This window comes from Hymenobacter sp. UYP22, from assembly GCF_040547285.1.
In the GTDB taxonomy this organism is placed as follows: Bacteria; Bacteroidota; Bacteroidia; order Cytophagales; family Hymenobacteraceae; genus Hymenobacter.
On sequence record NZ_JBEPPK010000005.1, the window covers coordinates 208715 to 234206 of the forward strand.

21 protein-coding genes are annotated in these 25492 nt (G+C 54.3%); 2 read left to right on the plus strand and 19 right to left on the minus strand.

Annotated features, from left to right (window positions below; translation table 11 throughout):
- Nucleotides 1-109: 109 nt before the first annotated feature.
- The 3 genes from hpt to ABIB60_RS11175 form a co-directional block, all read right to left on the minus strand.
- On the minus strand, nt 110-649 hold the full coding sequence (hpt, locus tag ABIB60_RS11165) for a hypoxanthine phosphoribosyltransferase (RefSeq protein WP_354579909.1): 540 nt from the start codon (nt 647-649) through the stop codon (nt 110-112).
- Nucleotides 650-835: 186 nt separating this feature from the next.
- Nucleotides 836-3073, minus strand: coding sequence for a sodium-translocating pyrophosphatase (locus ABIB60_RS11170; protein WP_354579911.1), 2238 nt, complete (start codon nt 3071-3073; stop codon nt 836-838).
- A gap of 172 nt (nt 3074-3245) precedes the next feature.
- Nucleotides 3246-4160 carry a M20/M25/M40 family metallo-hydrolase gene (locus ABIB60_RS11175; RefSeq protein ID WP_354579913.1) on the minus strand — a complete coding sequence of 305 codons (915 nt, stop codon included), beginning with the start codon at nt 4158-4160 and terminating at the stop codon, nt 3246-3248.
- A 112-nt stretch (nt 4161-4272) separates the two neighbouring features.
- On the opposite strand from ABIB60_RS11175, the gene ABIB60_RS11180 reads away from it, so the two are divergent.
- Nucleotides 4273-5535: a tol-pal system protein YbgF gene (locus ABIB60_RS11180; RefSeq protein WP_354579915.1), complete on the plus strand. Its 1263-nt coding sequence runs from the start codon at nt 4273-4275 to the stop codon at nt 5533-5535.
- Between the two features lie 12 nt (nt 5536-5547).
- Nucleotides 5548-6921 (plus strand): hypothetical protein, encoded by a 1374-nt coding sequence (locus ABIB60_RS11185; RefSeq protein WP_354579917.1) that lies wholly within the window; start codon nt 5548-5550, stop codon nt 6919-6921.
- On the opposite strand, the gene ABIB60_RS11190 is transcribed toward ABIB60_RS11185, so the two are convergent.
- The 16 genes from ABIB60_RS11190 to ABIB60_RS11265 all read right to left on the minus strand — a co-directional run bounded on the left by ABIB60_RS11190 (nt 6873) and on the right by ABIB60_RS11265 (nt 25387).
- Entirely contained in the window at nt 6873-7775 is a 903-nt protein-coding gene (locus ABIB60_RS11190; protein WP_354579919.1) for a glycosyltransferase family 4 protein, read from the minus strand. The two genes, ABIB60_RS11185 and ABIB60_RS11190, sit on opposite strands and share 49 nt — an antisense overlap.
- A 626-nt stretch (nt 7776-8401) precedes the next feature.
- Nucleotides 8402-9544 (minus strand): dTDP-4-amino-4,6-dideoxygalactose transaminase, encoded by a 1143-nt coding sequence (gene rffA / locus ABIB60_RS11195; protein WP_354579921.1) that lies wholly within the window; start codon nt 9542-9544, stop codon nt 8402-8404.
- Nucleotides 9545-9606: 62 nt separating this feature from the next.
- A complete protein-coding gene (locus ABIB60_RS11200; RefSeq protein WP_354579923.1) occupies nt 9607-10323 on the minus strand; it encodes a GNAT family N-acetyltransferase in 717 nt (238 codons plus the stop codon).
- Nucleotides 10320-11285 (minus strand): glycosyltransferase family 2 protein, encoded by a 966-nt coding sequence (locus ABIB60_RS11205; RefSeq protein WP_354579925.1) that lies wholly within the window; start codon nt 11283-11285, stop codon nt 10320-10322. The genes ABIB60_RS11200 and ABIB60_RS11205 overlap by 4 nt, the downstream gene beginning before the upstream one ends.
- Before the next feature lie 587 nt (nt 11286-11872).
- Nucleotides 11873-13096, minus strand: a complete 1224-nt coding sequence (locus ABIB60_RS11210; protein ID WP_354579926.1) for a glycosyltransferase family protein — start codon at nt 13094-13096, stop codon at nt 11873-11875.
- Nucleotides 13093-14355, minus strand: a complete 1263-nt coding sequence (locus tag ABIB60_RS11215; protein ID WP_354579928.1) for a glycosyltransferase — start codon at nt 14353-14355, stop codon at nt 13093-13095. The genes ABIB60_RS11210 and ABIB60_RS11215 overlap by 4 nt, the downstream gene beginning before the upstream one ends.
- A 17-nt stretch (nt 14356-14372) precedes the next feature.
- Nucleotides 14373-15404 carry a glycosyltransferase family 2 protein gene (locus ABIB60_RS11220; RefSeq protein ID WP_354579930.1) on the minus strand — a complete coding sequence of 344 codons (1032 nt, stop codon included), beginning with the start codon at nt 15402-15404 and terminating at the stop codon, nt 14373-14375.
- Nucleotides 15405-15557: 153 nt separating this feature from the next.
- Nucleotides 15558-16697 (minus strand): glycosyltransferase family 61 protein, encoded by a 1140-nt coding sequence (locus tag ABIB60_RS11225; RefSeq protein WP_354579932.1) that lies wholly within the window; start codon nt 16695-16697, stop codon nt 15558-15560.
- Between the two features lie 187 nt (nt 16698-16884).
- A complete protein-coding gene (locus ABIB60_RS11230; RefSeq protein WP_354579934.1) occupies nt 16885-17565 on the minus strand; it encodes a DUF1919 domain-containing protein in 681 nt (226 codons plus the stop codon).
- A gap of 80 nt (nt 17566-17645) precedes the next feature.
- Nucleotides 17646-18572 (minus strand): glycosyltransferase family 8 protein, encoded by a 927-nt coding sequence (locus tag ABIB60_RS11235; protein WP_354579935.1) that lies wholly within the window; start codon nt 18570-18572, stop codon nt 17646-17648.
- Between the two features lie 36 nt (nt 18573-18608).
- Nucleotides 18609-19637: a glycosyltransferase gene (locus ABIB60_RS11240; protein WP_354579937.1), complete on the minus strand. Its 1029-nt coding sequence runs from the start codon at nt 19635-19637 to the stop codon at nt 18609-18611.
- Nucleotides 19638-19685: 48 nt separating this feature from the next.
- A complete protein-coding gene (locus ABIB60_RS11245) occupies nt 19686-20738 on the minus strand; it encodes a glycosyltransferase (RefSeq protein WP_354579938.1) in 1053 nt (350 codons plus the stop codon).
- Between the two features lie 32 nt (nt 20739-20770).
- Complete coding sequence (locus tag ABIB60_RS11250) at nt 20771-21709, minus strand: glycosyltransferase (protein WP_354579940.1); 939 nt, start codon at nt 21707-21709, stop codon at nt 20771-20773.
- Nucleotides 21710-21755: 46 nt separating this feature from the next.
- Nucleotides 21756-22397, minus strand: coding sequence for a PglD-related sugar-binding protein (locus ABIB60_RS11255; RefSeq protein WP_354579942.1), 642 nt, complete (start codon nt 22395-22397; stop codon nt 21756-21758).
- Between the two features lie 47 nt (nt 22398-22444).
- Complete coding sequence (locus ABIB60_RS11260) at nt 22445-23569, minus strand: DegT/DnrJ/EryC1/StrS family aminotransferase (protein ID WP_354579943.1); 1125 nt, start codon at nt 23567-23569, stop codon at nt 22445-22447.
- 42 nt (nt 23570-23611) lie between these two features.
- Complete coding sequence (locus tag ABIB60_RS11265; RefSeq protein ID WP_354579945.1) at nt 23612-25387, minus strand: ABC transporter ATP-binding protein; 1776 nt, start codon at nt 25385-25387, stop codon at nt 23612-23614.
- Nucleotides 25388-25492 lie beyond the last annotated feature (105 nt).

The window sequence follows — 25492 nt, forward strand, 5'->3', positions numbered from 1 at the left end:
GAGTAGCGGGGAGTTACGCGAGGAAGGGGAAACAGGTGGGTTTGGGAAAGATAAGCAAGGAATGGGAAAGCCTTTACGCGAACCAGCGAATTATAGCCGGGAGCCAGGACTAAACTGCCTTGTACACATTGGGGTAATTACGGCCCAGCCCGTCAAAATCAAGGCCGTAGCCCACAATAAAGTCATTGGGAATGCTCAGGCCCACGTAGCGGAGCGACAATTCCTGCTGCAGGCACTCGGGCTTCAAAAACAGCGTGGCAACTTCCAGGGAAGCGGGCTGCTGGCTGCCCAGCGTATCGAGCAGCATGCGCATGGTGTGGCCGGTGTCCACAATATCCTCCACAATTACCACGTGGCGGCCCCGCAAGTCTTCCGTAAGGCCGAGTACTTCTTTTACCTCACCAGTGCTATTGGTACCCTGGTAAGAAGCCACCCGAATAAAGCAGACTTCACACGGCAGGTTTACTTCCTTGAGCAAATCGGCGGCAAACATAAAGGAGCCGTTCAGCACCACTACAAATATCACCGGCTGGCCGGTGTACTCCTGGTTGAGTTGCGTGGCTACCTGTTTGATGGCGGCCTGAAGCTCCGCAGCTGACAAGTAAGGTTCAAACTGTTTGTTGTGCAGCGAAATATGGTCCGGGTTCATCCGTTTGGGGTTAGGCCGTGGGTGAGCGGGCGGGCAAAGGTAGCAGAAAAAAGCCGCCTCCCGGGTAGGAAGCGGCTTCTTCAGTTGGTAGTTGCTAGGTGTCAGTTGTTCGTTGTTCACTACTTGTTCTGCATCCCTGAAGGCGTCCATCTATCAACTGTCAACGAACAACTGATAACTACTAACTCATTTACCCAGCAGCACTTGTACTGCGTGGGTGGCCCGCTGGGTTACATCGGCATATTTGACTTTGGGGCGTACGGCCTCCTCGGTTTTGCGCTGCCACTGCGGGGCTGGATGCTGGGCCACGCCCCGCTCGGGGGCGGCAATGTGGGGCGCAATAACCAAGGATACAATACTCATGAGCTTGATGAGGATATTCATGCTGGGGCCGGAAGTATCCTTGAACGGGTCCCCTACCGTGTCGCCCGTAACAGAAGCTTTGTGGGCCTCCGAGCCTTTGTAGTGGGTTTCGCCGTCAATCTGCACCCCTTTCTCAAACGACTTCTTGGCGTTGTCCCAGGCCCCGCCGGCGTTGCTCTGGAACATGGCCATCAGCACCCCCGATACGGTTACCCCGGCCAGGGTACCGCCCAGCACTTCCGGCCCGAAGGCAAAGCCCACCAGTACCGGCACCACGAGGGCAATGGCGCCGGGCAGCATCATCTCCCGAATGGCCGCCTGAGTAGAAATAGCCACGCACTTCTCGTACTCCGGCCGGCCAGTGCCCTCCATTATACCCGGAATTTCGCGGAACTGCCGGCGCACCTCCTGCACCATAGCCATGGCCGCCCGCCCCACAGCCGCAATAGCCAGGGCCGAGAAGATAAACGGAATCATGGCGCCCACGAACAGCCCGCCCAGCACCCGGGCATTGCTGATATCAATGGCGTTGATGTTGGCGGTACCCATAAAGGCGGCAAACAGGGCCAAGGAAGTTAAGGCGGCAGAGGCAATGGCGAACCCCTTGCCGGTAGCAGCAGTAGTATTACCCACGGCATCCAGAATATCGGTCCGCTCCCGCACTTCCTTGGGTAGCTCGCTCATTTCGGCAATACCACCGGCGTTATCGGCAATAGGCCCGAAGGCATCAATGGCCAACTGCATGGCCGTAGTTGCCATCATACCGGCCGCCGCAATGGCTACCCCGTACAGGCCGGCACACTCAAAGCTAAGGATGATGCCGGCCGCCAGCACGATAATGGGCAGCACGGTGCTTTCCATGCCCACAGCCAGCCCACCAATAACGGTGGTGGCGTGGCCAGTGCTACTTTGGCGCACAATACTCAGCACCGGCCGCTTGCCCATGGCCGTGTAATACTCGGTGATGATACTCATGAGCGTACCAACTACCAAGCCCACCAACACGGCATAAAACACGTTCATGGAGCTGAAGGTGATACCCCGGATGGTTAGGTCCTCGGTGGGCAGCATCCAGCGGATGATAAAGAACGAAGCCGCCGCCGATACCAGCACCGACACGTAGTTGCCCAAGTTGAGCGCGCTCTGCACGTTGCCCCCTTCCTTCACTCGCACGCACAGAATGCCAATGAGTGAGGCCACAATGCCCATACCCGCAATGGCCATGGGCAAAAGGATAGGCGAAAGTCCCTGAAACTGGTCGCCGCGGGCTACTACTTCTCTTCCCAGCACCATAGTAGCCAGGATGGTAGCTACGTAGGAGCCGAACAGGTCAGCACCCATACCGGCCACGTCGCCCACGTTATCACCCACGTTGTCGGCAATGGTGGCGGGGTTACGGGGGTCATCCTCGGGAATGCCGGCTTCTACTTTGCCCACTAGGTCCGCCCCTACATCCGCCGCTTTGGTATAGATACCACCACCTACCCGGGCAAACAGGGCAATGCTTTCGGCCCCCAGCGAAAAGCCAGTGAGCACCTCCAAGGCCGTTTCCATTTCAATGCCGTTGGCCGAACCGTTTCTGCTGACTACGAACATCTGGTAGAACACCAGAAACAACGAGCCCAGGCCCAATACTGCCAGCCCAGCCACGCCCATCCCCATTACCGAGCCACCCGAAAACGACACGCTCAGGGCCCGGCTCAGGGAGGTACGGGCAGCCTGGGCTGTACGCACGTTGGCCTTGGTGGCAATCTTCATCCCAACAAAACCCGCCAGCGCCGAAAAAACCGCCCCAATCAGGAACGCCAGCACAATTACTGGGCTGGATTTTTCGCCGGTACTGCCCAGGTAGAACAGAAACGCACTGGCTATCAGGCCAAAAATGGCCAGCACCTTGTACTCGGCCCGCAGAAAGGCAATGGCCCCGTCGGCAATGTAGCCGGCAATTGTGCGCATCCGCTCGTCACCGGCATCCTGCCGACTCACCCAGCCCGCGCGCAGCCAAGTGTAGAGCAACGCCAGCACACCCAAGGCCGGCACTACGTAGAGAATGTTCGTCATAAACGGTGGGAACAGGGAGTTAGGGTTAGAAGAGACAAGAACGATTGGGCGAGTAAAATAGAGTTTATTCCCTAATAACCAGCCGTTTCCTTCTAACCCAGTACACGCGGAGCGGCTGATTCCGCAATAGCCCTAGAACCAGCCGCTCTGCGCGCCGCTCATTTCCCTTTCCCTACAACTCGCGCATCAGCACCTGGTACAAGGCTAGCATGCTTGCTATGTCACGTTTATCCACGATTTCGTGGGGCGTGTGCACATTGTCTTCGGGGGCTCCAATGAAGCACCAGTCCCAGGGCTGGGCACCATGTTGCAGTTCTTTCGCGTCGGAGCCGCCGCTGCCTTCCACCTCCAGTTGGTGGGGCACGCTGGCGGCCTCGGCAATGCGCCGGATACGCTCCACGTAGCTTCGGCGCGGAATCAGGGAGTCGCGGAGAGAAATGACCACGCCCTGGCCCGGATGCACTCCTTCAGTCACCCAGGTAATATCCGAAATCAGGGCCTGCCGCACGCCGTAGTGCTCGTAGATGTACTTAGCCAGGTAGGCTACTGAGCCGCCGCCGTGCTCTTCCCAGCAGCTAAACACCACAACCCCGTTTTCCAGCGTTTCGCAGAGGCCCAAGGCATTCCACACTCCCAGGCGGTTATCCAGGTAGCAGCTTTGCACGGTGGTAGCCGTTTCCCGAAAGTCGCAGCGGAAGGTCAGCTCCGTTCCGCGCTCAATTTCCCGGTGGTAGTCGTAGCTGAGCGCTTTGGTATTCTCGTCTACCACTAATGTACACGCAATGTCCCCTTGCGCATCTCGGCCAACCAATTCGCACCCAGTTGCCGCATCGGGCCCACCAATACGCACCAACTGCCGGCCGTAGCGCACCGTAAATCCGATACTATCGAGGTGGGCAAACACGGCCGTACGCGGCTTTCCAAATACTAGAATAATGCAATCCTGGAACTCTCCCCCCGCCAGCACGGTTGGCTGAATGCGCCACTGCTGCTGGTGCTGCTGAATGTAGTGGAGTAGGTATTCTGTCAGGGGTGCTTCATTGCCGGAGGGTGCATGAATCTGGCAAAGTGCTTGTAAAAGCTGCATATAGCGTATATTATTTGTCCAAAACTAGGACAAATGTTCTACTTTAGCCTCTTGAATGGGCGGTGTAGAGCAGGCCATAGTCAGTGTGTAAAACCGCCATTAGTGTGTACCTATGCTTCCACGTTTTCAATTTATCCTATTGCTGATTCTTGGGCTACCGCTGGTAGCGTGGGCGCAGCAGCCGGATACTACTCGCCCCCCTGCCCTACCGGATACGGTACAGCAGGTGCGCCTGGAAAACGTAGATGTAGCTCCCGCCGCCGTTGATACCAAAAGCTGGCTACTGCTGGACAAGGACATTCAGACGGAGCTAGAAGGGGCGGTATTCAACCTCTACAACTTTAAGTATGACAAGGCTGAGCGGCAGTTCCGGAGCCTACGCCGCCGCTACCCCAACCACCCCATGCCCTATTTTCTGCTGGGGCTGAGTACGTGGTGGAAAATCATGCCTTCCGGCATTCAAACCACGCTCTACGACAAGCAGTTTTTTGCCTACATGGATACCACCATTGCCAAGGGGGAGGCCATGTACAAGGCGGATAGCAAAAACTACGAGGCCTGTTTTTTCCTGGCCGCCGGCTACGGCTTCGACGGCCGCCTGCACGCCGAGCGGCACGACTGGCGCAAGGCCACCGTCAGCGCCAAACGCGCCCTCGATTATCTCGACAAAAGCAAAGAGGCCAACGGTCTGAGCCCCGAGTTTCTGTTCGGGCAGGCACTGTTCAACTATTACGCCGTCTGGATTCCTGATAACTACCCCTTGCTCAAGCCAGTATTGCTGTTTTTCCCGAAAGGCAATAAGCAGCTCGGCCTGCAACAACTGCGCAACGTGGCCGACAACGGCTTTTATGTGGGTCCGGAAGCGCGCGTTTTCCTGATGCGGATTTTGCTGAACGAGGAAGACAAGCCCGAGCAGGCCATGCCCTTGGCGCGTTACCTGGCCACCACCTACCCTGACAACGGATACTTCCAACGCATCTACGCCAATATCTGCTTCCGGCAGGGCGAGTTACGCGAGTGTGAGCGAGTAAGCCGGGATATTCTGGACAAGCTTAACCGTGGCCTACCCGGCTACGAAGCAAATAGCGGCCGGTACGCCACTTTCTTTCTGGGCTACCTCATGCAGACCCGCTACAAGGATGCCAAGAAGGCCAAGGAGTATTACCAGCGCTGCATCGTATTCGCTGAGCAGAACGGAGAAACCAAGTATGGCTTTTACGTGTTTGCCAACCTGGGCTTAGCTCGCCTGGCCGATAAAGCGAAAGATGCGGCCGCCGCTCAACGCCACTACGCTGTGGTACTGGACAAATCCGATAAAAAGTCGGAGCAGTATCAGGAAGCCAAAGCCTACCTGAAAGCCAAGCCCAAGAAGTAACACAACATTGCCATGGAACTGAAGGACCTATTTCTGACGCCTCTGTACCTGGGCCTGTTTTATGGGTTGGCATTTGCTCTACGTAAACGCTTTACCAATCCGCTCACCCGTAAGTATTTTATCCCCGCCTTATCAGTAAAGTTTCTGGGAGCTATAGGTCTGGGCCTTGTATACCAGTTCTATTACGGTGGAGGTGATACGTTCAATTATTTCAGTCACGTAAGTACAGTACACAGTTCACTGTCAGATTCATTTAGCATCTGGCTCCGGCTGTTACAGGCACCAGAAATTCCTGACGGCGACATGCTGCGCTATACAGGCCGCATGTATTGGTATAAAGCCCCCACAGAATATTTCGTAGTCAAAGTAGCTAGTATATGTTCGTTGTTCTGCTTTAACTCGTATGCCGTCATCGGGCTGTGCTTTGCTTTCATCAGCTTTGCGGGCATGTGGGCGATGTACGTTACATTTCTACGCATTTATCCGCTTGCCTATAAGAAGTTTGCCATTGCTGTTTTCTTTCTGCCGTCTGTGTTCTTCTGGGGCTCCGGCCTTATGAAAGACTCCTTGTGTATTGGGGCGCTGGGTTGGACGTTTTATGGCTTCTACCATGTCTTCATTGCCAAAAAGAATGTAGTGACCGGCATAGCATTGGGCGCCTTGGGAGCTTATGTTCTCATGTCGGTTAAAGTATACATCCTGCTTTCGTTCATGCCTCCGGCTCTCCTGTGGGTGTTTAACGAGAACAGCCAACGCATCAAATCCGCAGCTTTGCGCTTGGCTTTGAAACCACTTTTCTTGTTATTAGGAGCGGGGGCGGGTTACCTTGGTGCTACCGGGCTTACCGCTGGCGATGAGAAGTACGACGTAGAAAAAATCGGTGAACGTACCAAGATCAACCAAGAGTACCTGACCAATTTTGCAGCCAATGGTTCCGCCTATAGTATAGGCGAGTTTGATGGTAGTGCTTCTTCCATGCTAAAGGTTGCACCACAGGCCATTGTAGTTTCTATTTTTCGGCCATTCTTATTCGAAGTTCGCAACCCTGTAATGCTGCTTTCAGCATTAGAGGCCTCACTTTTTATCTGGCTGACTGTTTCATTGCTCTACAAAACTGGTCTGCTGAAAGGCTTGGGGCTAATTGCAAGCACACCATTAATACTGTTTAGCTTTTTGTTTTCTATAGTATTTGCAATTGGAGTAGGCATTAATAGTGGGAATTTCGGTACACTGGTACGGTATAAAATTCCGCTGATGCCTTTCTATTTGGCGGGCTTGTATATGTTACAAGCCAAAGCTGCTGAGAGCCGCCGTAAATTCAAGCGCCCTATCCGGCTTCAAGCGAATAGCCCCAGAAAATTGGGCCAATTAGCAACCACTGAGTAACGGTCAACTATGGTTTGCCGGGCGTTCTGACCTAGCTCTGTTCGCAGAGCAGGCGTCTGTAGCAGGCGGCGTAAGGCTAGCTCCCACTCCTCTGGCGTAGTGCACACGTAGCCGTTGTACCCATCTACAACCACTTCCGTATTCATTCCTACCGGCGACACTAGAGCAGGCTCTCCCAAAGCCATGTACTGCAAGGCTTTGAACGCGCATTTGCCTTTTGCCCACAAATCATCTTCCAATGGCATCAGGCCAACGTGGAAACCCAACAGGTCAGCTATTTCCGTCTCCTTTCGCCAGGGTTGAAATACTAGGCTACGCAACGGCAGTTGGGGAGGCTCATTGGAAATTACCCGAAATTCAAACTCGAACTCATGTTCCAACCGGGCCAGAACCGGCACCACCTGCTCTAGGTATTTCAGAGTCGAGTGCGTACCCGTCCACCCAATTACCAACGGCCCAGGTTGCTGCTGGTTGCGCACTTGGTTATGCAGATGCTCTGTATCAATGGTAGTAGGGTTTACCACGGCATTGGCGTTGAATTGCCGGGCATAGTTGCGTAGATAGGTATTGCCGCAGCTCACTTTGTAAGCCCAACGGCAGATACTACCCACCTTATGGTGCCACTTTACCCCGGCCACAATGCTGTTGGCTGCCGAAGTGTTAGGAATCCATATGGCATCATCAAAGTCATAGATAATACGCTTTCTAAAGACCTTGGCAATCATCCACTCGAAGATAGGCGGCCCGATAGGCGAAGCCTCCCGGTGAATAAAAACGTAGTCAGCACGAGGTACGGCAGCCAGCAGCAGAAACCGCCGCAGGAAACCGCCAATAATACCCAGAGCCTTACGCAAGGTGTGACCGGGTTTGTAAAGAATGACCCAAGTGTCTTCGGAAACAAACGATTCCAACTGGTAATTGTGCCCCTCCGCAGTCAGGAACTGAAGATATTGCTCGAATCGAAAACGTTGGGAAGGAGCTTTGCCGGGAGGATACGGCACTAGGAACAGAATGTGCATAAGCCAGCTTTAACGTAGCACGAGACAACTACATCTTGCTAAGTAAAGGTACTATATACGAATTTAATGCAGGGGTACCATACGCCCTAGCACGCCGTCCGCTTTTACTGAACTACCTCGCACTCCCCCAAAATCAGCTAGTGAATACTCCTGAAAACCCTGGCAAGCGGCCGCATGCAGCCTCCATCTTCAGGGAATTGGAAGTGGAAACGTCGTTATTCCCACAGGCTCAAAAGCTCTGAGTAAATGAGTACGTATCGTTGCTGATGCATGGGCTGTTTCTGCAGTATACTGCCGCCCCAACCCAAACGAATAGCAGCCGCAGTAGAAAGCCAGCCAGTAACTGCGCCGGTACTATGTAAGGCGTCAGGCGGTGCGTTGGGCGAAATGGGTCAGCAGGCGAAGAAATAGTGGCCACAACGGAAGGATTACGCGAATAGAAATGAGCTAGAATGCATCAACTAGATAATCGCCGGCTGATAGAATGCTAAAATGGCCTGCGTAGTGCGGTCCTGTTGCTCTTCGCTCAGTTCATAGTATAGCGGCAGCCTGATCAGGCAATTAGTGTAATGGTCGGACCAAGGCAATACCCGGCCGTCATGCTTCCCGGCGTAGAATGGGCTAGTATGCAGCGACAGGTAGTGAAATACGGGGTTGATATCCTGGGCTTTGAGATGATCAATTAGTGCCGTGCGTTCGTCAAGGCTGCGGCAGACCAGATAAAACATATGGCCATTAGTAGTGGCATAGTCAGGCACCTGAGGCAACTGTACGCCAACTCGGACCAGTGGGGTCAACGCCATGAAGTAGCGCTGCCACAACGCTTTACGCTTCGTCTGTATATCGACCATGTTCTCAAGCTGCGCCCATAGGAAAGCCGCAATGATGTCAGAGGGCAGAAACGAAGAGCCTTGGTCTACCCAGCTATATTTATCAACTTCACCGCGAAAAAAGGATGAGCGGTTGGTACCTTTCTCACGAATAATTTCAGCCCGATCAGCAAAGCGCACGTCATTGATGGCTAGCATGCCGCCTTCACCAGAAATAATATTCTTGGTTTCGTGGAAAGAGAAGGCAGCCAAATGCCCGATGGTACCCAGTGCCTGCCCTTTATAGAAGCTGTCGATGGCCTGGGCGGCGTCTTCTACCACGAAGAGGCTATACCGCTCGGCAATTGCCATAATAGAATCCATGTCGCAGGCGATACCGGCGTAATGCACGGGCACAATAGCACGAGTACGGGGGGTAATCAGCGCCTCCAGTTGAGCCGGATCCAAATTGGGATTGTCAGCGGTGCTGTCTGCAAATACAATGTGAGCACCGCGCAGCACAAAGACGTTAGGCGTCGAGACGAACGTGTAGGAAGGCATAATTACCTCATCCCCGGGCTGGATATTGAGTAGCAAAGCGGCCATTTCCAGCGCGTCAGTGCAAGAAGTAGTTAATAAAACCTTCTGAAAGCCAAGCTGCTGCTCAAAGAACTGGTGGCAGCGCTTAGTGAATATACCATCACCAGAAATTTTGCCCGACAGCACGGCTTCCTTGATGTAAATCATTTCGTTTCCGGAGAGGTAGGGCTTATTGAATGGAATGATTGTATTCATAGTCCAAAGTCACGGCGTAAGAGGTACGAAGTCGGCGCCCAACGGGGGGATCATTAGGGACGCTAATACAACCAGAGGTGGTATATATTTTCCACCACATCGGGGGTGAAACCGCACCGCTCATAAAATCGACATGCCCCAACATTGGCCCGTTGGGTTACCACCTGCAAGGCATCAAAGCCCCAGGCCCGGGTGCGCTGGCGAGCGGCGGTTAGTAAGCGCGCCCCGATGGCCTGTCCACGCACCTGTGCATCTACGGCTAGCAGGCCGATATCGGCACGGGTATTTTTGATGCCCAGCGTGAGCAAACCTGCTTCTGCAGCACTCGCATCAGGGCGGAATACCAGCACCTCTCGGGCCATTTCGCCCTCAAGGGAGTTGGCAATCCAAAGCGAATACAAGCGCTGATATACATCTCGCTCAAACCGCGGGTCGGTTTGGTAGCGCGACCGATGGCCCGCCTGTAGCGCCAGCGCGGTGAGTTGGGAGGTGAGCGTGGTAGTAGGCTGCACCCCGGCCGGTAGCTCGGTCGGGACTTCCTCAATCCGCATGGCGTAGGTTATTTTTTCATCGGCCAGAAAGCCACCCGCGGCGCAGGCCGCCGCATTAGCCGCCGCATCTTCAGGCGGCACGGCCCAGTTTAGCAGGCGGTAACCGTCCTGTCGAGCTTGCTCCAATAGGGCCGGTAACTCGGCCACTGGTGTTGTTGACAGCAGCCGCCCCACGGAAAAGCCCAGAAATTCACTATCCCAAGGTAAAAGTTGTAGAAATTTGCTCATATGCGCGGCGGCAAAGTAGCATTGGCGCCAATAAACTCATCGACTACATAGATCGGACGGTTTTTGACCCCCTCAAAGGTTTTGCCCAAGTACAAGCCAAGAACGCCCATGATCAAAATTATTATACCCGAGAAAAACCAAATGGATACAATAAGGCTGGCGTAGCCCAGTACTTGAATTTTACCCTCGGCTGCCCGGATGAGCATGTAAATGGCGCCTAGAAACGAAGTAGCGGACACGAGCAGGCCAAATTTTACTGTTAGACGCAGAGGCTTATCGGAATAAGCCAAAATAATATCCAGCGCCAGATTTATCAGTCGCTTAAAGTTATAGCTACTGCTGCCTGCGGCCCGCTCGGCGTGTTCCACGTTGAGGGTCGCTACGCGAAACCCGACCCAGCGGGCCATTGTAGGAAAGTAGCGTGCACTCTCCCGCATGGTGCAAATAGCGTTGATAACCTTGCGGTGGTAGATGCCGAAGTTAGCAATAGCGCTATCCTGGCGGGAGCCAGTGAGGTAGCCTAACGTCCCATAGAACATCTGTGAAAACAGTCGTTTGAAGAAAGTATCCTGACGCTCGTGCCGACGAGCCAGTACCATCTCAAATCCTTCCTGTGCCTTAGCAAACAGCGCCGGAATTTCCTCGGGCTGGTCCTGCAGGTCACAGTCCATTACGACCACCCACTCGCCCCGGCTAAAATCGAGACCTGCGCTAATGGCGCGGTGCTGCCCGAAGTTGCGGCTCAGGCGCAGCCCTAGCACCCGTGAGTCTAGGCCTACCTGATCCTCAATGCTGGCCCAGGAGCTATCAGGACTACGGTCATCGACCAGAATAATCTCGAAATCGGCCGTGATGGTCGTCATGCTGCGGGTAATGCGGGTTACCAGTTCCGGCAGCAGTATATCGGCCCGGTATACAGGACTGACAATGGAGAAGAAAGGGCGCGCAGTAGGTTCAGTCACGATAGGTTTGAAAATTCAGGTTTGGGGACGCAAACTCTCCTATAGTACAACTAAGGCCTCCATATTTATCAAGTTTTTATTCATAGACACACAGGCATTCATGCGCTGGTGGGACCTGCTGGTGTGGTAGTGGCTGCACTCAATGCGCACATCTAGAAAGTCACCGATTACGGACTGGCACAGGTTGCCACCCAATAGCTCACCGTCACCGAGCAATTGCGTCATACCGGTAATGTCGTCCACGACGTGCAGGAATTTCTCGCCATTGGACCCGTAAACTACCTGCTGTACAGCGGACAGTCGGCCCCGAACTGGTGAGGGCCAACTTGTCTCCCGGGTTGATAGAGGTGGTACTGTCCCAGGCACCGTCTTATACCGTGGTAAGCTCCCAAGATCTGCTCAGCCACTTCGGGGTAGAAAACCTAATTTAAATCAGACTAGGTTAGGTTTTATGAGCCTTGTTATTACTCTTTCAACTTATTAGCGCGGGCTTACTGCTTTTTATAATCGGTTAAAGCTCCAGTACTAAAGGAGCAGTATGCACAACTTCCCTTTATGGTTATAGCGCTACTGTCCATGAAGCCAACTTATAACTGGGCAAATATGGTATCGGCGGTGGCTAGGTATTGGCTCAGGCCACGATAGGCGATGCCGGCCGCCCGGCACTTTTCGCGCAGTTGGGTTTTCTCCTGATTTAGCAGTTGCTCCACCTGCGGATACACCCGGTGCGCCTCAGCCTCCGAAAAATTATTCGCGACTACGCCTACGTCGTACTTTTCGGCCACTAAGTCGTCTTCCGATACGCCGGCGCATACTAGGTAAGGCAGGCCGCAGCACAGGTATTCGCCCACTTTGATGGGGGAGCGGAATTTCTGGGACGGCAACGACGGGACAGCTACTACCCCGAAATCGGCGGCCGAAATGTAATCCTGCACCTGCTCATAGGGGCTGCGCGTAATGGTGTAACTAGCCTCAGGCAGCCCCTCAGCCTGCATCAGACCCGCAATGTGGGCCGGGGCGTCCGGCGATACAATGAGGAAAAACAACTTGGGGTTGTGCTGCAGAAACACCCGGAAGAGCACCGCAATTTCCCGGTCGTAGTAGATACCACCGAACTTACCCAAGTAGAGCACTACCTGCTTATCGGCTGGAATGCCATAGTGGGCGCGAATCCGCTGGCGGCCCTCGGGCCGGAAGAAGATCTTGGTTTCATCAACGCAACTCGGCAGCCTGTACACCTTGGCCGTAGTCCCCCACTCTTGCAGGCGGTTCACCATGTGTACGGTGCCAGTGGAGAGAATATCGGCGTTCATTCCCGACACCCGCTCCATGTAATTCAACCCCCGGTAAGCTAAACTTGACTTAGGCCACACGTGGCAGTCAAGCATGAACTCGCTATGGGGCTCATATTGGTACCCATAGTAGCGCAACCCCAACACTTTGGCCATCATAAAGGCAAATGAACCCGCCACGGTGCCCAATCCCCCGATGCTGCGGGCCCCTACCACGATACGCAGTTTAAGCACCAGTAGGAAACCCACAAGCAGATCATAGGCTTTCTTGATGAGCTTGAAGTTTCCGGAATGCCACTGAAGCGGATGCCACTCAATGTTATAAGTGGCCAGATTACTCCGCACCTGCGCGACCTGCTCCTCATTCAGGGCGTAATCCTGTTGTTCGTAGGTAATGAGGTGCAGCCGCAGATCGGGCTGCTGCCGGCCAACATGCTGCAGGAATAACAGCAAATTACCTTTAAACAGAGGATCGTCAAAGCTATTGTAGACGTAGACAATTACGTGGCGCAGCTTCATGATTTAGTAGGTTTGTTAAGCAGGTTTTCCCACTGCTGCATAATCTTGGCAGGGGCAAAATCCTGCACCCGGGAGTAAGCCTGTGCTGCGTAGTGCGTGCGCTGAGCCGAATCGGCCAGCAAGCGGCTCAGCGTGTCGGCCCATACCGGAGCACTATGGCCTAAGGCCTCAGCCGTACCCAGCAGAGGCAACAGAATTCCGAACTCGGCCCATTCCGGTGCCTGGGCATACTGGCTGGCCAGAGTTTGGGGCGCTAGTATTTCACGTGGTCCGGTGGGGCAATCTGTCGATACCACGGGTACGCCACAGGCCATAGCTTCACACAAAGCCATCGGAAAGCCTTCCGTAGACGAGGACAGCAGCGAAACCATCGCGCGGGCAATGTACTGGAAAGGATTGCTTTGAAAGCCGAAAAAGTACACGTCGTAGGCTGCCGTTAGGGGCTCCCCATCCCACACCTGCCAGCAGCGCAGGCCCAGTTCCTGGGCGCGTTGCAGCAAATCAGCGCGCAGGGGGCCGTCGCCGAGTAGGGCCAGCTTGGGGGCCGAGTAGCCGGTGGCACGTAGCGTATGCAGCACTTGGAGCAGAGCGACCTGATTTTTCTCGCGGGCCAAGCGGCCGGCCGTAATCAGCACTGGGTGTTCACTGAATAAGGCTTGCTCGGCCTTACCCAGCGGCTCCTGACTACACCGCCGAATACCTTCCACATCGAAGAAGTTATTGACCGTCACCACCTTCTGCGGGGGCAGACCGAACATCTCAATCATCTCCTGGCGTAGGTCGCGGCTCACGGGCACCACGTAATCGGCCGAGCGGTAGAGCCAGGGCATCAGCACCTGGCGACGCAGCCAGCCCAGAACTCCACGAATATTGGGGTCGTGGCGCTTGGAGTTGTGAATGCACAGCAGCACCTGCTCGGGGCCTTTGCTGAGCAAATTGAGATAGTCGGCACCTTCCAAGTGACTGATACAAACATCAATGCGGTGCTCCTGCTTCAATTTCCTGACTCGCCGAATGCGCTGCACGAAGCTGCGCAGCTTGCCCACTATGCCAGCCCCGGCTGCTATATCCAAGGCCACTAAGGTATTGCGGGTGGGAAAAGCCACCTCTGTCTGGCTACTGAACACGCACTCCACCACGTGGTGGTGGCGGGCCAGTTGCTGGCCATGATCATGAAATACCCGCTCGGCTCCCCCGTAGGTGAGTTGCGGGATGAGCAGTAGAATATTTTTGCGCGTAGGCGCAGCAGAAGAAATCATAGACAAACGCAGGCCCCCTAAAAATGCCGCAGGATATAGCTTTTCAGCAGAAATTTACCCCGCAGCTTGGCCGTGGGCCGGTAATGTCCGGCCAAGGAGTAGCGCTGGAACTCCCGCAGGGAGTTGGTGCGCTTATCAGGGTTGAGGTAGCAGGTCAGGAACCACCGTTCGGCTACGCACCGCAACATGGCGGCGGGGTCAGCATAGCGCCGCTCCTGATTGAAGGCGTTTAGTTTCCAGAGCCAAGTGTGCACCTCAGCTAGGGTAATATCGCCGAGGGTAAAGGGAAAATAGGAGATGGTATTGTGTACCAGCAGTTCGCGCTCCGTAAACGGGATACCGAATACGCGCAGCTGCCGCTCCCGGATCTGGTTCGACTTGGCGTTGCGGCGGGCGTGCACGTCGGCCTTTAAGGTTTGAGGCAGCGTGCGATAGTGCAGCAGAATCTCGGGCTGATTCACGATATCCACCACTTGCGCCACGCGGGCAATAAACTCGTAGTCTTCCCCGAAGGTATCCTGAATCGTGTCGTCGTAACGCAGGCCGTGCTCCTGAAGCAGGGAGCGGCGGAAAAAGGCCGTGGGGTTGGCCACCGGCATATTGAACAGCATAAAGCTGCGCACGGCATCGGCCGAAACCGGGTACTCATACACGATGTCCGACTCGCCGAAGCACTGCATGAAGCTGCTTGTGAGACCCACCGAGGGGTTCTGCTCCAGAAAGTCGACTTGGGTTTGCAGGCGGTGCGGCAGAGCCACATCGTCGGCGTCCATCTTGGCAATGTACTTGCCGCAGGCAAACTCGGCGCCATAATTGTCGGAGAAAGAGCGGCCCCGGTTCTGGGCATTGGCCAGCACTTTCACCCGCGGGTCGGTTTCGTAGCTGCGGGCCACGCTCAAGCTTTCGTCGCGAGAGCAGTCGTCCACAATGATCAGCTCGAAGTCCTGGAGCGTTTGCTGCAGAATACTGTCAATGGCAGGTCGCAAGTACTCCCCAGCGTTAAACACGGGGATAATCACGGACACGAGGGGCGACGCGGAAGTGGGCATAATACTGTAAAGGTACGGTACCCGGCTGAAACCCCCTCTTATCCTCTCTTCTTCCATCCCCTGTCTGCCCGTTACCTTAAGCAGGTAAGCATACGCGCAAATTCTTCACGACGCGTACGTCCAGACACCTGCGCAGCAGGCAGCTATGCTGACTTACTCCATAAGAGCTGGCGTCGTCGGCTTGAAAAGCGTGGCAGCAATTACTGCATCCAGCTCATCAGTATCTACTACTACATCAACTTGGTTATTTACTGCACCCGTGGCCGAGCGACAAGTTGCGGCATAATAGGAGATATTAAAATACGAGGCTAAGAAAAAGTAAAACAAATATTTCTCCGAGTCTAAATTAATGAGCTCCACAACTTTTGCTTCGGGCTGCAGGAACATTAGATTAGTCAGATTAGCGCCATGCAGGCCGACCATTATTGCTGTTTCCCGCATGAGCTCCATTTGCTGTTGAATGCTCAAATCCTCAAAAAAGACAGTTTCGAAACCATGTTTCTTTAATACTTGCTCAACAGCTGCCTCATTGGATACCCGGCGTACTTTCTGCTTTGCGCGCGAGACGTAAATCCGCCTGTATGGTAAGCGGCTTGGCGTATCAAGATGTTGCATTAACTCATCGCGCACCGTAGACAGGCTAAATTCACCCGGCTTATTTGTAGTATCCTCAAGAGCCATCTCTAGGTAGCGTCTTTTCTCCGGGACAATCAAAGATTGTACCTGCGCTATTTCATCCTTTTTGATAGGAATGAGCTTCTCAAATCCCAGCAACGAGGCAGTAATTTTAATAAAAGAAGGCGTTGGCTCCGGTACTAGTAAGCCGATGGTTGGATAATATTTCCGCAGAACCAGTAACCGCGGCAATGACTCTACCAGCCAATGATAGTAATTCTGCGCCGACCAGATATCATGCACCAGCGCTGCTTCGTCGTAGCGACGGATTTTCTTTGGCTGCAACCACTGCTTAAGCAGGAAACTATCCCTGAAGAAACCATCAACATCAGGCGACATCTCAGGTTTGAAAAGCCTAAGATCACGAAACATAGCGCCGTGCCAAGATACATACGCATTGGCAACTGTATACAAGTGTAATGCAGCTATTGATTTGGGAGCAATGCTGACCATATTTTTATAATGAGCAGCAACCTCTTCCGTCATTGCATTGATATTGACTGGCAACGTGTACTGGTGCGCAGCCTGATCAGAAGAAGCGACTATTGCATTATTCGCTTCCCAAGCCGGTAATACCCTGGATAATTTAGCTATTGCAAGATCAATTATTTTTTTCATCACACAATTCTACAAAGAAAGTTTCAAGTAAAGCCCTATTTCGTCGACAGATAACTTTAGTAATAAAAGCAGTAAAATAATTTCCTTACCATATTATATAGCAAAATACAATAATTAATAGTATATGAATATAAAAAATTTCTTCAATTCGTAAATTTTACTTGCAATCAAATATGTTTAAAAATAATCATTGACCTACGCCCAGCAGTTTGTGTGCAAGCCAACTCCCGATGGTAAAGGCGGGGTTACCGGTGTTGAGCCAATTAACCAAGTCATAATCAGGCAGTGATTTTTGAAACATATGAGCCCCGTTAGTGGTGTAGTTGCGTACTACCACGGCCTGTTCGGCGCCGGGTACGGGCTCCTTCAGCAGAAGCAGCCGCGCGTACGGCATCTGAGCAAACTCGCGCACTAATTCGGGCGTAGCGCCGTCCTTGCTACCGTCAAACTTAACGAGTAGGTTATTCCAGTTGATGCGGGCCACGCGGCGCTGCCATTTACCGCGGGCTTCTTCTTCAGAATGATAATGCAGAAAATCCACCTCAATCTTGCCGCCCAACGTGGCCAGCGGATAAGGGTTGGTCTGCCGAATCTTGTTTATCTCGTCGTAGCGCGAGGTTTGCTGAAATACAAGCTCCTGGCTCAGATAATGCTGAGGGTCACGTAGCAACTCTAGGTAACAAGGCCCCATCAGAAACAACCCGATAAAAGGCGTGTTGAAAGGCAGCCCTACGTATTTGTAGACCTCAGCTCCCCAGCAGTCATTCGATAGAATGGTGAAGTCGCGGTTACGAATTAGGCGCAGTTGGCGGCGCTTGGCCTCGAAGCGGCGTTTGGCGGCCACACGGTTGGTTATTTTAGCAAGCATCGGTGATAATCTAGTCTGGGTTATTTCATCAGTCTATTGACGGGCTCCGAAACGTGCCGGGGCTGGTCCGGGTCAAAGGGTTACCTTTTCAGCCACTGGGTGAATACGGCCGGGCAGTTAAGGGCCAGCTCCCCCAGACGAATTTCAATCATCTTCCGCACCTTGTGGCGGTTCCACTCAAAATCGTCGTAGCGGCGGCGGTATTTTCTGGGTATCCGCTCCAGGTAGCCAAAATACAGGTCGCGGAGGCGGTTTTCGCCCAGCATCGCCCAAGGCTTGTGTTGGGTGGTATAGTGCAGGATTACGGTATCACGCAGGAACTCCCGGAGTTGCTTACGAGGCTGGTCTTTGGGAATTTCCTTGTACATGCGGTTAAACCGGCTATCCAGCTTCAGCCAGTTGTGAGCCAGCACCGCGTTCAGCGCATCCTGATCAGGATACATCAGCTTTTCGGCATTGTTCCGAATGAAATCTATTACTTTCTCCGTCACCTCTTGTCGCACCCACTCGGCCCGGTCAATGAGCAGCACGCCGGAATTAAAGTAGCTGTTGGGCGCATGAATACCCAGCTCCGGCCGCGCATCCACGAAGTCGCGCACGGCAGCTACGGGCAGGCCCTGCATATCGGTGGCAAGCAGGGCACGCAGCCTGCCCAGCACGATGATATCGGTATCGAGGTAGAGGAACTTGTCCACCGCGGCCGGTAATACCATCGGAAACATCAGCCGGTAATAAATGGAAGCCGTCCACCAGAGCGTAGGGGGCAGCACAAAGTCCTGGGCAAAGCTTTCCTCAATATCATAATAGCACACGGTGCTGTTATGGGCCACGGTATACTGCTGAACCTCTTCGCGCTGCTCAGCAGTAAGCCCGGTTACAATGGCATGGATAACAACGGTATCCTGCGTATTATTATCGAAAACAGACGCCAGCAGCGTATATACCGGTGTCAGGTAGTTCTCGTCAAACGCTATGGCAATGTGTATCCTGGACCCAGACGTACTCATGTGGTAAAATTATGATGTAGCAGATCAGTGCCCGAATTATCGCCTGGTAAACTGCTTGCGTAATTCACTTATCTGGTGAAATACCCTAACGGCCTCCTCACGCTGCTTTAATGAAGTCTGAAAATTATAGAACAGACGTAAGGTTTCGAAATTGCTTACCAAGCCTTCTTTTTCACGTCGGAACGTAGCGTTAAACAACCTAACGGGCTGCTTGGCCATCTGGGCCGCCAGCCACACCAAACGCTTGTTATAAAGAAAACGGAAGTCTTTTTCCGTCAGAGTAGGGTGCCGGAAAACGAAGTAATACACAATACTCGTGAGCTGGGACGAGGCCGTGCCCTGGCCAATGCGCAGCAGATAGCTCCACGTCAGGCGTTCCTTAAACATGAAATGCTTGAAGCGCAGCCGGTCATCGTACCAAAGCTTATAGCCGGCCAGCTGCATGGCGTCGCCCAGCTCCACGTCTTCGCCGCTCACAATGATTTTGCCGCGCTTGGTGGAAGTGGTGAAGCGGAAGCCGTGGGCCAGCAGCTTCAGCCACGCCGATTTGCGCACCACCGAGCCGGCTCCGTACAGGTAGCCTTCGTGGTCAGGCAGCGGGCCACTCTTGCCGCCGTTCTGAGGACCCACGGCATACACGGCCTGAAACGCCTCGAACCAGGCCGGAGCGGGCACCTCAAACATACCTTCGGCGTGGGCACCCAGCACCCCAATCTGGGGGTGAGCCCCCATGATGTCGTATACCAGCGAAAAATAGTTCGGAGCCAACCAGTTGTCGTCATCAATGATGACGATGTACTCGTAGGCGGCCTCATTGAACCCACGAATAAGAGCGTTTTCCTTGCCGGCCACCGGTTCTTCCAGCACCCGAAACGGCACTTGAATGTTGAGTTGCTCACGCAACGAGAGGGCCACCTCCACTGTGTTGTCGGACGAGGCGTTGCTGATGATGAGCACCTCCCAAGGAATATTCGGGCCCGTTTGCTGGGCCGCAATGTGCCGCAGGGCTTCCGTCAGACGATTAGCGCCGTTGTGCGTGCAAATCAGGGCAGTTATTCCGTTCACTTTTCAATAGTCAAGGGTTAGAGCATGGGTAGCAGAAGCCCCATGTATTCAGTTATCCAGGGCCCGCAGGCGGTTGATGAAGGCCTGCACCTGGGCGTAGCTCTGGTCACCGCGCAGCTCCTTTTTTACCAGCTCCCGAAACTGCTGCCAGTAGAAGCTAACCCGGATGGCGGCGGGCTCCCCTTCGCGGAAGAACTCTTTTTTCCTGACTGCCTGCGCCAGAAACTTCCCGGTATACTGCAGTGCATACTTGGCGTTGCGCAGCCAGACCAAGGGCTTGTCGGCCGGGGCGTGAGTGTGCAGGGCCTGAATGTGGTCCAGGTAGGGCCGCAGGGCCGCCTCCGACTCGGCATTGCCAGCGAAGATACGCTCCACGTAGTTCCAGGTAAGGCGCTTGGCCGGAATAAAGTGCTGGAAGCGCAGGCGCTCATCGTACCAAATCTTGTAGCCGGCCAGCACGAAGGCGTAGCACATTTCGTTGTCCTCACCGGAAGTCAGCTTGTCACCGTGGCGCCCGGTGAGCATGGAAGTGAAGCCAGCTTCGTATATTTTTTTCCAGGCTTGCTTGCGCACCACGCAGCCCGCGCCGTACACGTAGCTAGGGTGCCGGGTGATATCACCCTGGTGGGTAGCCTGCTTATCGGCGGCGTAGATAACGGCAAATTCGGCAAACCATTGGGGCGGGGTTATTTCGCACTCAGGCCGGCCAATGCCGCCCAAGGCCCCAATCTTTGGATCATGCTCCATAATATCCCAGGCTATAGACAGGTAATTGTCTTCCAGCCAGTTGTCGTCGTCCACAATGCACACGTACTCGTAGCAGGCCGTGGCGAAGCCTTGCTCCAAGGCGTGGCTTTTCCCGCTTTTGCCCTCGTAGAGTAACCGGTACGGAAATGGAAAGCTCAGCGCTGCAAACGCATCGGCCGCTACTTGGGAGGTAGCATCGGTGGAAGCGTTATCCACCAGCAGCACTTCCACCGCAAATTTGGCCGGGTCCACTTGCTGCCGGGCCAAGGCCTGCAGGGTTTCTTTGATGCGCGCCGCACTGTTGTAAGTACAAATCAGTACTGTTATACCGCGTTCGGGCTGAGCAATTTCCATGTATGAGAAGTTCTGAGGTCAGGGGCCGCCACCTACGCGGTAAGCTTTTTATACCACTGATAAACGATTTGCTTGAGGTGCCCGATGGTGCGGGCGCGGCCTACTACTGAAATGGCTTTGCAGTAGTTGTAATAGCTGGCCCACACCTGCCCTTCCTCTTTTAGGCGCTTGCTCTGGTCGAAATGCAGGCCCTCCAGAAATTCATTGAACCGCCCGTGGTGCTGGGCATCCACCATTTGCTTGTAGTGAGCCGTCTCGAAAATCTGCTTCTGGTTGCGGGTAATGATGCGGCTGTTCTGGGTGGCTGACATAATGCCGCCGGGGTGCAGGCGGTAGCGCGACATTACCTCGGGCAGGTAGTACACCTTGCCAGTGCGCGTGAGTAGCAGATGCAGGGAATAGTCGCCGCTGAAGGCTTCTTTCACCCAAGCCGGAATCGGGAACAGCGCCGAGCGACGGAATAACATGGAGGCGGTCGGGATAAACCAGCCGTGGCGAGCAATGTCGCCTTGGGTAAACTCGTGCTCAGTGGCCGACAGGATATGCGAGAACTTCTGGCTGAACAGCAGGGGCGGAATGGAATTGTCATCCATAAACTCCTCGGCGTCGTGAATGCAGGTGTTGCAATCCGGGTGGCTTTCCAGAATATCCACCTGCCGCTGCAATTTATGGGGGTTAGTCCAGTAGTCGTCGCCTTCCAGCAGGGCAATATAGGTACCGGTACAGGCCTGCAGGGTCCCCAGGAAGTTGCCCATCACGCCCAGATTCGTTTCCGGCAGCAGCAGCCGGATGCGGTCAGGGTAGCGCCGCTGAAAATCCAGGGCAATTTGCCGGGTAGAGTCCGTGGAGCAATCCTCCCCAATTATCAGCTCGACAGTAAAGCTGGTCTCCTGCATCAGCACCGATTCAATAGCCTGGGCCAGAAACCGCTCGTGGTTGTAGGTAATGCAGCAGACGCTTACTGTGGGCATACGCAAAAATTAAAGCACTAAGTAAAGTAGAAGCGAGCCGTGCAGCCTACTCAACCGCGGCAGCGAGCCGGACAATTCGGCCGGGCACGCCTACTATGGTGGCCCCCGCCGGCACATCCTGAATGACCACGGCTCCGGCTCCAATCCGAGCCCCTTCCCCTATCGTGAGCCGCGGCAGGATAGTGGCATTGGCCCCCACCAGCACGTAATCGGCCAGGCGACTGCCGCCCAGCACCCGTGCCCCCGGCGAAACCTCGCAGTACCGGCCTACCACCACGTTGTGATGAATGGCCGCACCGGCATTTATCAGGGTGCCTTCGCCCAGCTGCGTGGCATTCGAAACCAGGGTGTTGTGCATCACATTCAGGCCGGCTTCCAGCTCCACCTCGAAGCACCCCATCTGCGCCGTAGTAGCCACCACGGAGGTAAGCTGACCGCCCAGCCCCCGAAACTTGTCGGCCAGCTTCTGGCGCAGGTAGCTGCCGCCAAGCCCCAGCACAAATGCCGGGTCACGCCGGAATAGCTCGGCAGCCTGATCCACGTGGCGCAGAATGGGAAACCGGCCAAACAGGTGCGACTCCAAGTTGGGCGTCACGTCGTCGAAGAAGCACAGCCCGGCCGTGGTGAGGGTCGGCGGCAGACATTCCAGAACTTCTATGGCGTGGCCACGGGCACCTACAACCAGCATGGGCTTTCTGAGGAAATATGAATGACGGAACAACTGAGACAGGCGACCTAGCCCATGCTCAACTGCTGGGCCGAAGCAGCGGCTGGCTGCGCCTCCATCACCGACTTAATTACGCGGCAAATGGTATCTACTTCCTCATCCAGCAGCTCGTAGTACAGGGGCAGGCACAGGGCCCGCGTCGAAATATCTTCCGATACCGGAGCCGGCTGCCGGGCCGTGTATTCCAGCGTGTTCAGAGAAGGGTAGAAATAGCGTCGCGGAATGATGTCGGCCGCGTTCAGGGCGTCGCGCACGGCCAGCAGTGCCGGTTCTGAGGGCATTACCGTGGGGTAATAGGAGTAGTTGTAACGGGTGGTACCCGCCTGAAGCTGCGGCCGTAGCACGCCAGTACCGGCCAGTAGCGCATCATACCGCTCACTTAACTCCCGGCGCCGCCGAATTAGCTCATCTACCCGGGGCAGCACGCACAGGCCCATGGCGGCATGGAACTCCGAGCTTTTGCCGTTCACGCCTACTCCCCAGAATGCCTCCGGGCCGTTGTGGCCGAAATTGCGCATGTAGCTGATTCTGTGGGCCAGCTCGTCGTTATCAGTCACGATGGCGCCGCCTTCCACGGTATGAAACAGCTTGGTGGCGTGAAAGCTTAGAGTCGAAATATCCCCGTAGTTCAGTACGGAGCTATTCTTATAGGTTACCCCAAAGGCATGGGCCGCGTCGTATATCACGCGCAGGCCGTGGCGCTGAGCCAATTCCGCAATGGCTTCCACATTGCAGGGGTTCCCATACACGTGCGTGGCCATAATAGCCACCGTTTGGGGCGTAATGGCCGCTTCCAGCAGTGTGGGGTCAAGGCAAAGGGTGTGCGGATCAATATCAACGAAAACCGGCACACTGCCTTCCCACACGATGCTGGAGGTGGTAGCTACGTAGGAGAAAGGCGTGGTCAGAATCTCCCCTTTCAGGTTCAGGGCTTTCAGGGCTATCTGTAGGGCAATGGTTCCGTTGTTAACGAAGAACAGGTGCTTCACGCCCAGGTATTCTTTCAGACTCTTTTCCAGCTCCACCACCAGCGGGCCGGCGTTGGTAAGGTGGGCTCTTTCCCATATACCCGCCAGGTAGCCTACATACTCCTCCATGGGAGGCAGATACGATTTGGTTACATTGATACCCATATCAACTGAAAACAAGTTTTGTGGTGAGAGCGCCTAAGCGCATTAGAGCTGCACAATCTGGCGCACCAAGTCTTCGTACTGGTGCACTGCTACGATTTCGCCCTGATTGAGCTCGTAGATCCGGTCACACTCTCGCAGGGTAGTGATGCGGTGAGCAATAATAAGAATGGTAATATCGGTGTGGGAAAGCTTGTTGATGGCTTCATTCACCTCCCGCTCAGTTTCATTGTCGAGGGCGCTGGTGGCCTCATCCAGCACCAGCACCTCAGTGCGTTTGTAAAGGGCCCGGGCAATGCCAATGCGCTGGCGCTGTCCGCCGGAAAGCTTGGAGCCCCGCTCCCCGATCTGAGTCTGCACGCCCTCGGGCAGACCGGCAATAAAGCTTGTCAATGAGGCCTGCTCAATGGCGTAGCGCAGACGTTCTTGGTCTACCGAAGCGTCGCCCAAGGTAATATTGTCCTGAATTGAGGACTCCATCAGAAACGTGTCCTGCTTTACATATCCAATTACTTTGTACCAAGCCACCAGATTCTGGGGGGTGAGGGGCCGGCCATCCACCAGAATGCTCCCGCTCTGCTCCACATAAAAGCGCAGCAGTACATTCATCAGCGTGGTTTTACCGGAGCCAGAGCTACCAATAAACCCTATTTTCTCCCCTTTCTTAATGGTCAGGCTGATATCTTTCAGGGTCTGCCGGGCGGCACCGGGGAATGAATAGGTGATGTTATCGAACGTCAGAGACTTTTCGAAGGTGAAAGGCACCTGCACGGGGTCGAGGGGGGCGTAGAAGCCCGCGTCCTTATCACCGTTGATAATTTCAATAGTATACTGGGCCTGCTTAATCTGGAACAGGGACTGCAACAACCGGTTCACCGACGGCATGAGGCGGTAGGCGGCGGCGGCAAACAGGCCCACTAGAGCAATAAGGTCAGTGGAGGCGTTGGAGAAGAACAGCGCGTATAAGAAAATGGTCAGCACACCCAGAATGGCCACCATCTCAATCATCTTGATGGGCAGCAGACTATAGAGGTAGCCTTCGGCATCAAGCTTTTGCAGTTCGCCCTGATTGACCAGTAGCTTGCGCTTAAATTCCTGCTGCTTATTTGCCAGTTTCAGTTCCACGTAGCCCACAAACAGGTCGTTGAGGACACTGAAGGCCACTGGCCTTAACTCATTGATACGGTGCCCGATATTCTGGGTACGGGTGCGTAGCGCGCGGTACATTAACCAGGTAGTAGGAACCAGTACCACCGCCAGAATGGCGAGCAGCAGAGGCTTATACACAATAATGCTGATGACAATGACGATGATAACGGCTACCTCCGAGAAGAAGATGAACAAGGGCCGCAGCACGCCACTCACGTATACACCGGGCACCTGCAAGGCCGCGTTCATCAAAGCCGAAGAACCCGTATCGTTAAACTTCCAGAACGACAGGTTCAGATACTTGCTTAGCTGGCTGTCGATAATCTTCAGGCCGATATCGGCGGTGAAGCGGGTTTGCAGGTAGTTAACCCAAGTTGTGAACACATTCTTAAACAGAAAGAACAGCAGTATCCCTATCATCAGAAACAACAGGAATGACCGCTCCGACTGAAAGTCCAGGGTGTTGTAGAGCAGAGAGAAGTACTTGCTTTTTTGTACTCCGCCGGGTTCGGCGGCCACCATCATAACGGGTACTAATGCGGCCAAGCCAAATACATCCAGGAAGGACGACACCAGCACCAGTACGAACATCCAAACTGCCTTGTACTTCTGGGATGAAGTTAAATAATAGCGTATGCTATCAAGCGAATATTTGATGATTCCGGTGTCCATAGGTTACATTTCGACCCGGGAAACTGATGGAAAGAATGTAATGAACATCCCCTAGAATCAACCGTTCCCAAATTGCAGGTTGGGGGCAAAGTTACAGTATTTGTG

What these genes read in the sequence shown, in the direction of transcription:
- hpt (WP_354579909.1), bottom strand. Translation starts at nt 649, where the DNA reads ATGAACCCGGACCATATTTCGCTGCACAACAAACAGTTTGAACCTTAC.
- ABIB60_RS11170 (WP_354579911.1), bottom strand. Translation starts at nt 3,073, where the DNA reads ATGACGAACATTCTCTACGTAGTGCCGGCCTTGGGTGTGCTGGCGTTG.
- ABIB60_RS11175 (WP_354579913.1), bottom strand. Translation starts at nt 4,160, where the DNA reads ATGCAGCTTTTACAAGCACTTTGCCAGATTCATGCACCCTCCGGCAAT.
- ABIB60_RS11180 (WP_354579915.1), top strand. Translation starts at nt 4,273, where the DNA reads ATGCTTCCACGTTTTCAATTTATCCTATTGCTGATTCTTGGGCTACCG.
- ABIB60_RS11185 (WP_354579917.1), top strand. Translation starts at nt 5,548, where the DNA reads ATGGAACTGAAGGACCTATTTCTGACGCCTCTGTACCTGGGCCTGTTT.
- rffA (WP_354579921.1), bottom strand. Translation starts at nt 9,544, where the DNA reads ATGAATACAATCATTCCATTCAATAAGCCCTACCTCTCCGGAAACGAA.
- ABIB60_RS11200 (WP_354579923.1), bottom strand. Translation starts at nt 10,323, where the DNA reads ATGAGCAAATTTCTACAACTTTTACCTTGGGATAGTGAATTTCTGGGC.
- ABIB60_RS11210 (WP_354579926.1), bottom strand. Translation starts at nt 13,096, where the DNA reads ATGAAGCTGCGCCACGTAATTGTCTACGTCTACAATAGCTTTGACGAT.
- ABIB60_RS11215 (WP_354579928.1), bottom strand. Translation starts at nt 14,355, where the DNA reads ATGATTTCTTCTGCTGCGCCTACGCGCAAAAATATTCTACTGCTCATC.
- ABIB60_RS11220 (WP_354579930.1), bottom strand. Translation starts at nt 15,404, where the DNA reads ATGCCCACTTCCGCGTCGCCCCTCGTGTCCGTGATTATCCCCGTGTTT.
- ABIB60_RS11225 (WP_354579932.1), bottom strand. Translation starts at nt 16,697, where the DNA reads ATGAAAAAAATAATTGATCTTGCAATAGCTAAATTATCCAGGGTATTA.
- ABIB60_RS11230 (WP_354579934.1), bottom strand. Translation starts at nt 17,565, where the DNA reads ATGCTTGCTAAAATAACCAACCGTGTGGCCGCCAAACGCCGCTTCGAG.
- ABIB60_RS11235 (WP_354579935.1), bottom strand. Translation starts at nt 18,572, where the DNA reads ATGAGTACGTCTGGGTCCAGGATACACATTGCCATAGCGTTTGACGAG.
- ABIB60_RS11245 (WP_354579938.1), bottom strand. Translation starts at nt 20,738, where the DNA reads ATGGAAATTGCTCAGCCCGAACGCGGTATAACAGTACTGATTTGTACT.
- ABIB60_RS11250 (WP_354579940.1), bottom strand. Translation starts at nt 21,709, where the DNA reads ATGCCCACAGTAAGCGTCTGCTGCATTACCTACAACCACGAGCGGTTT.
- ABIB60_RS11255 (WP_354579942.1), bottom strand. Translation starts at nt 22,397, where the DNA reads ATGCTGGTTGTAGGTGCCCGTGGCCACGCCATAGAAGTTCTGGAATGT.
- ABIB60_RS11260 (WP_354579943.1), bottom strand. Translation starts at nt 23,569, where the DNA reads ATGGGTATCAATGTAACCAAATCGTATCTGCCTCCCATGGAGGAGTAT.
- ABIB60_RS11265 (WP_354579945.1), bottom strand. Translation starts at nt 25,387, where the DNA reads ATGGACACCGGAATCATCAAATATTCGCTTGATAGCATACGCTATTAT.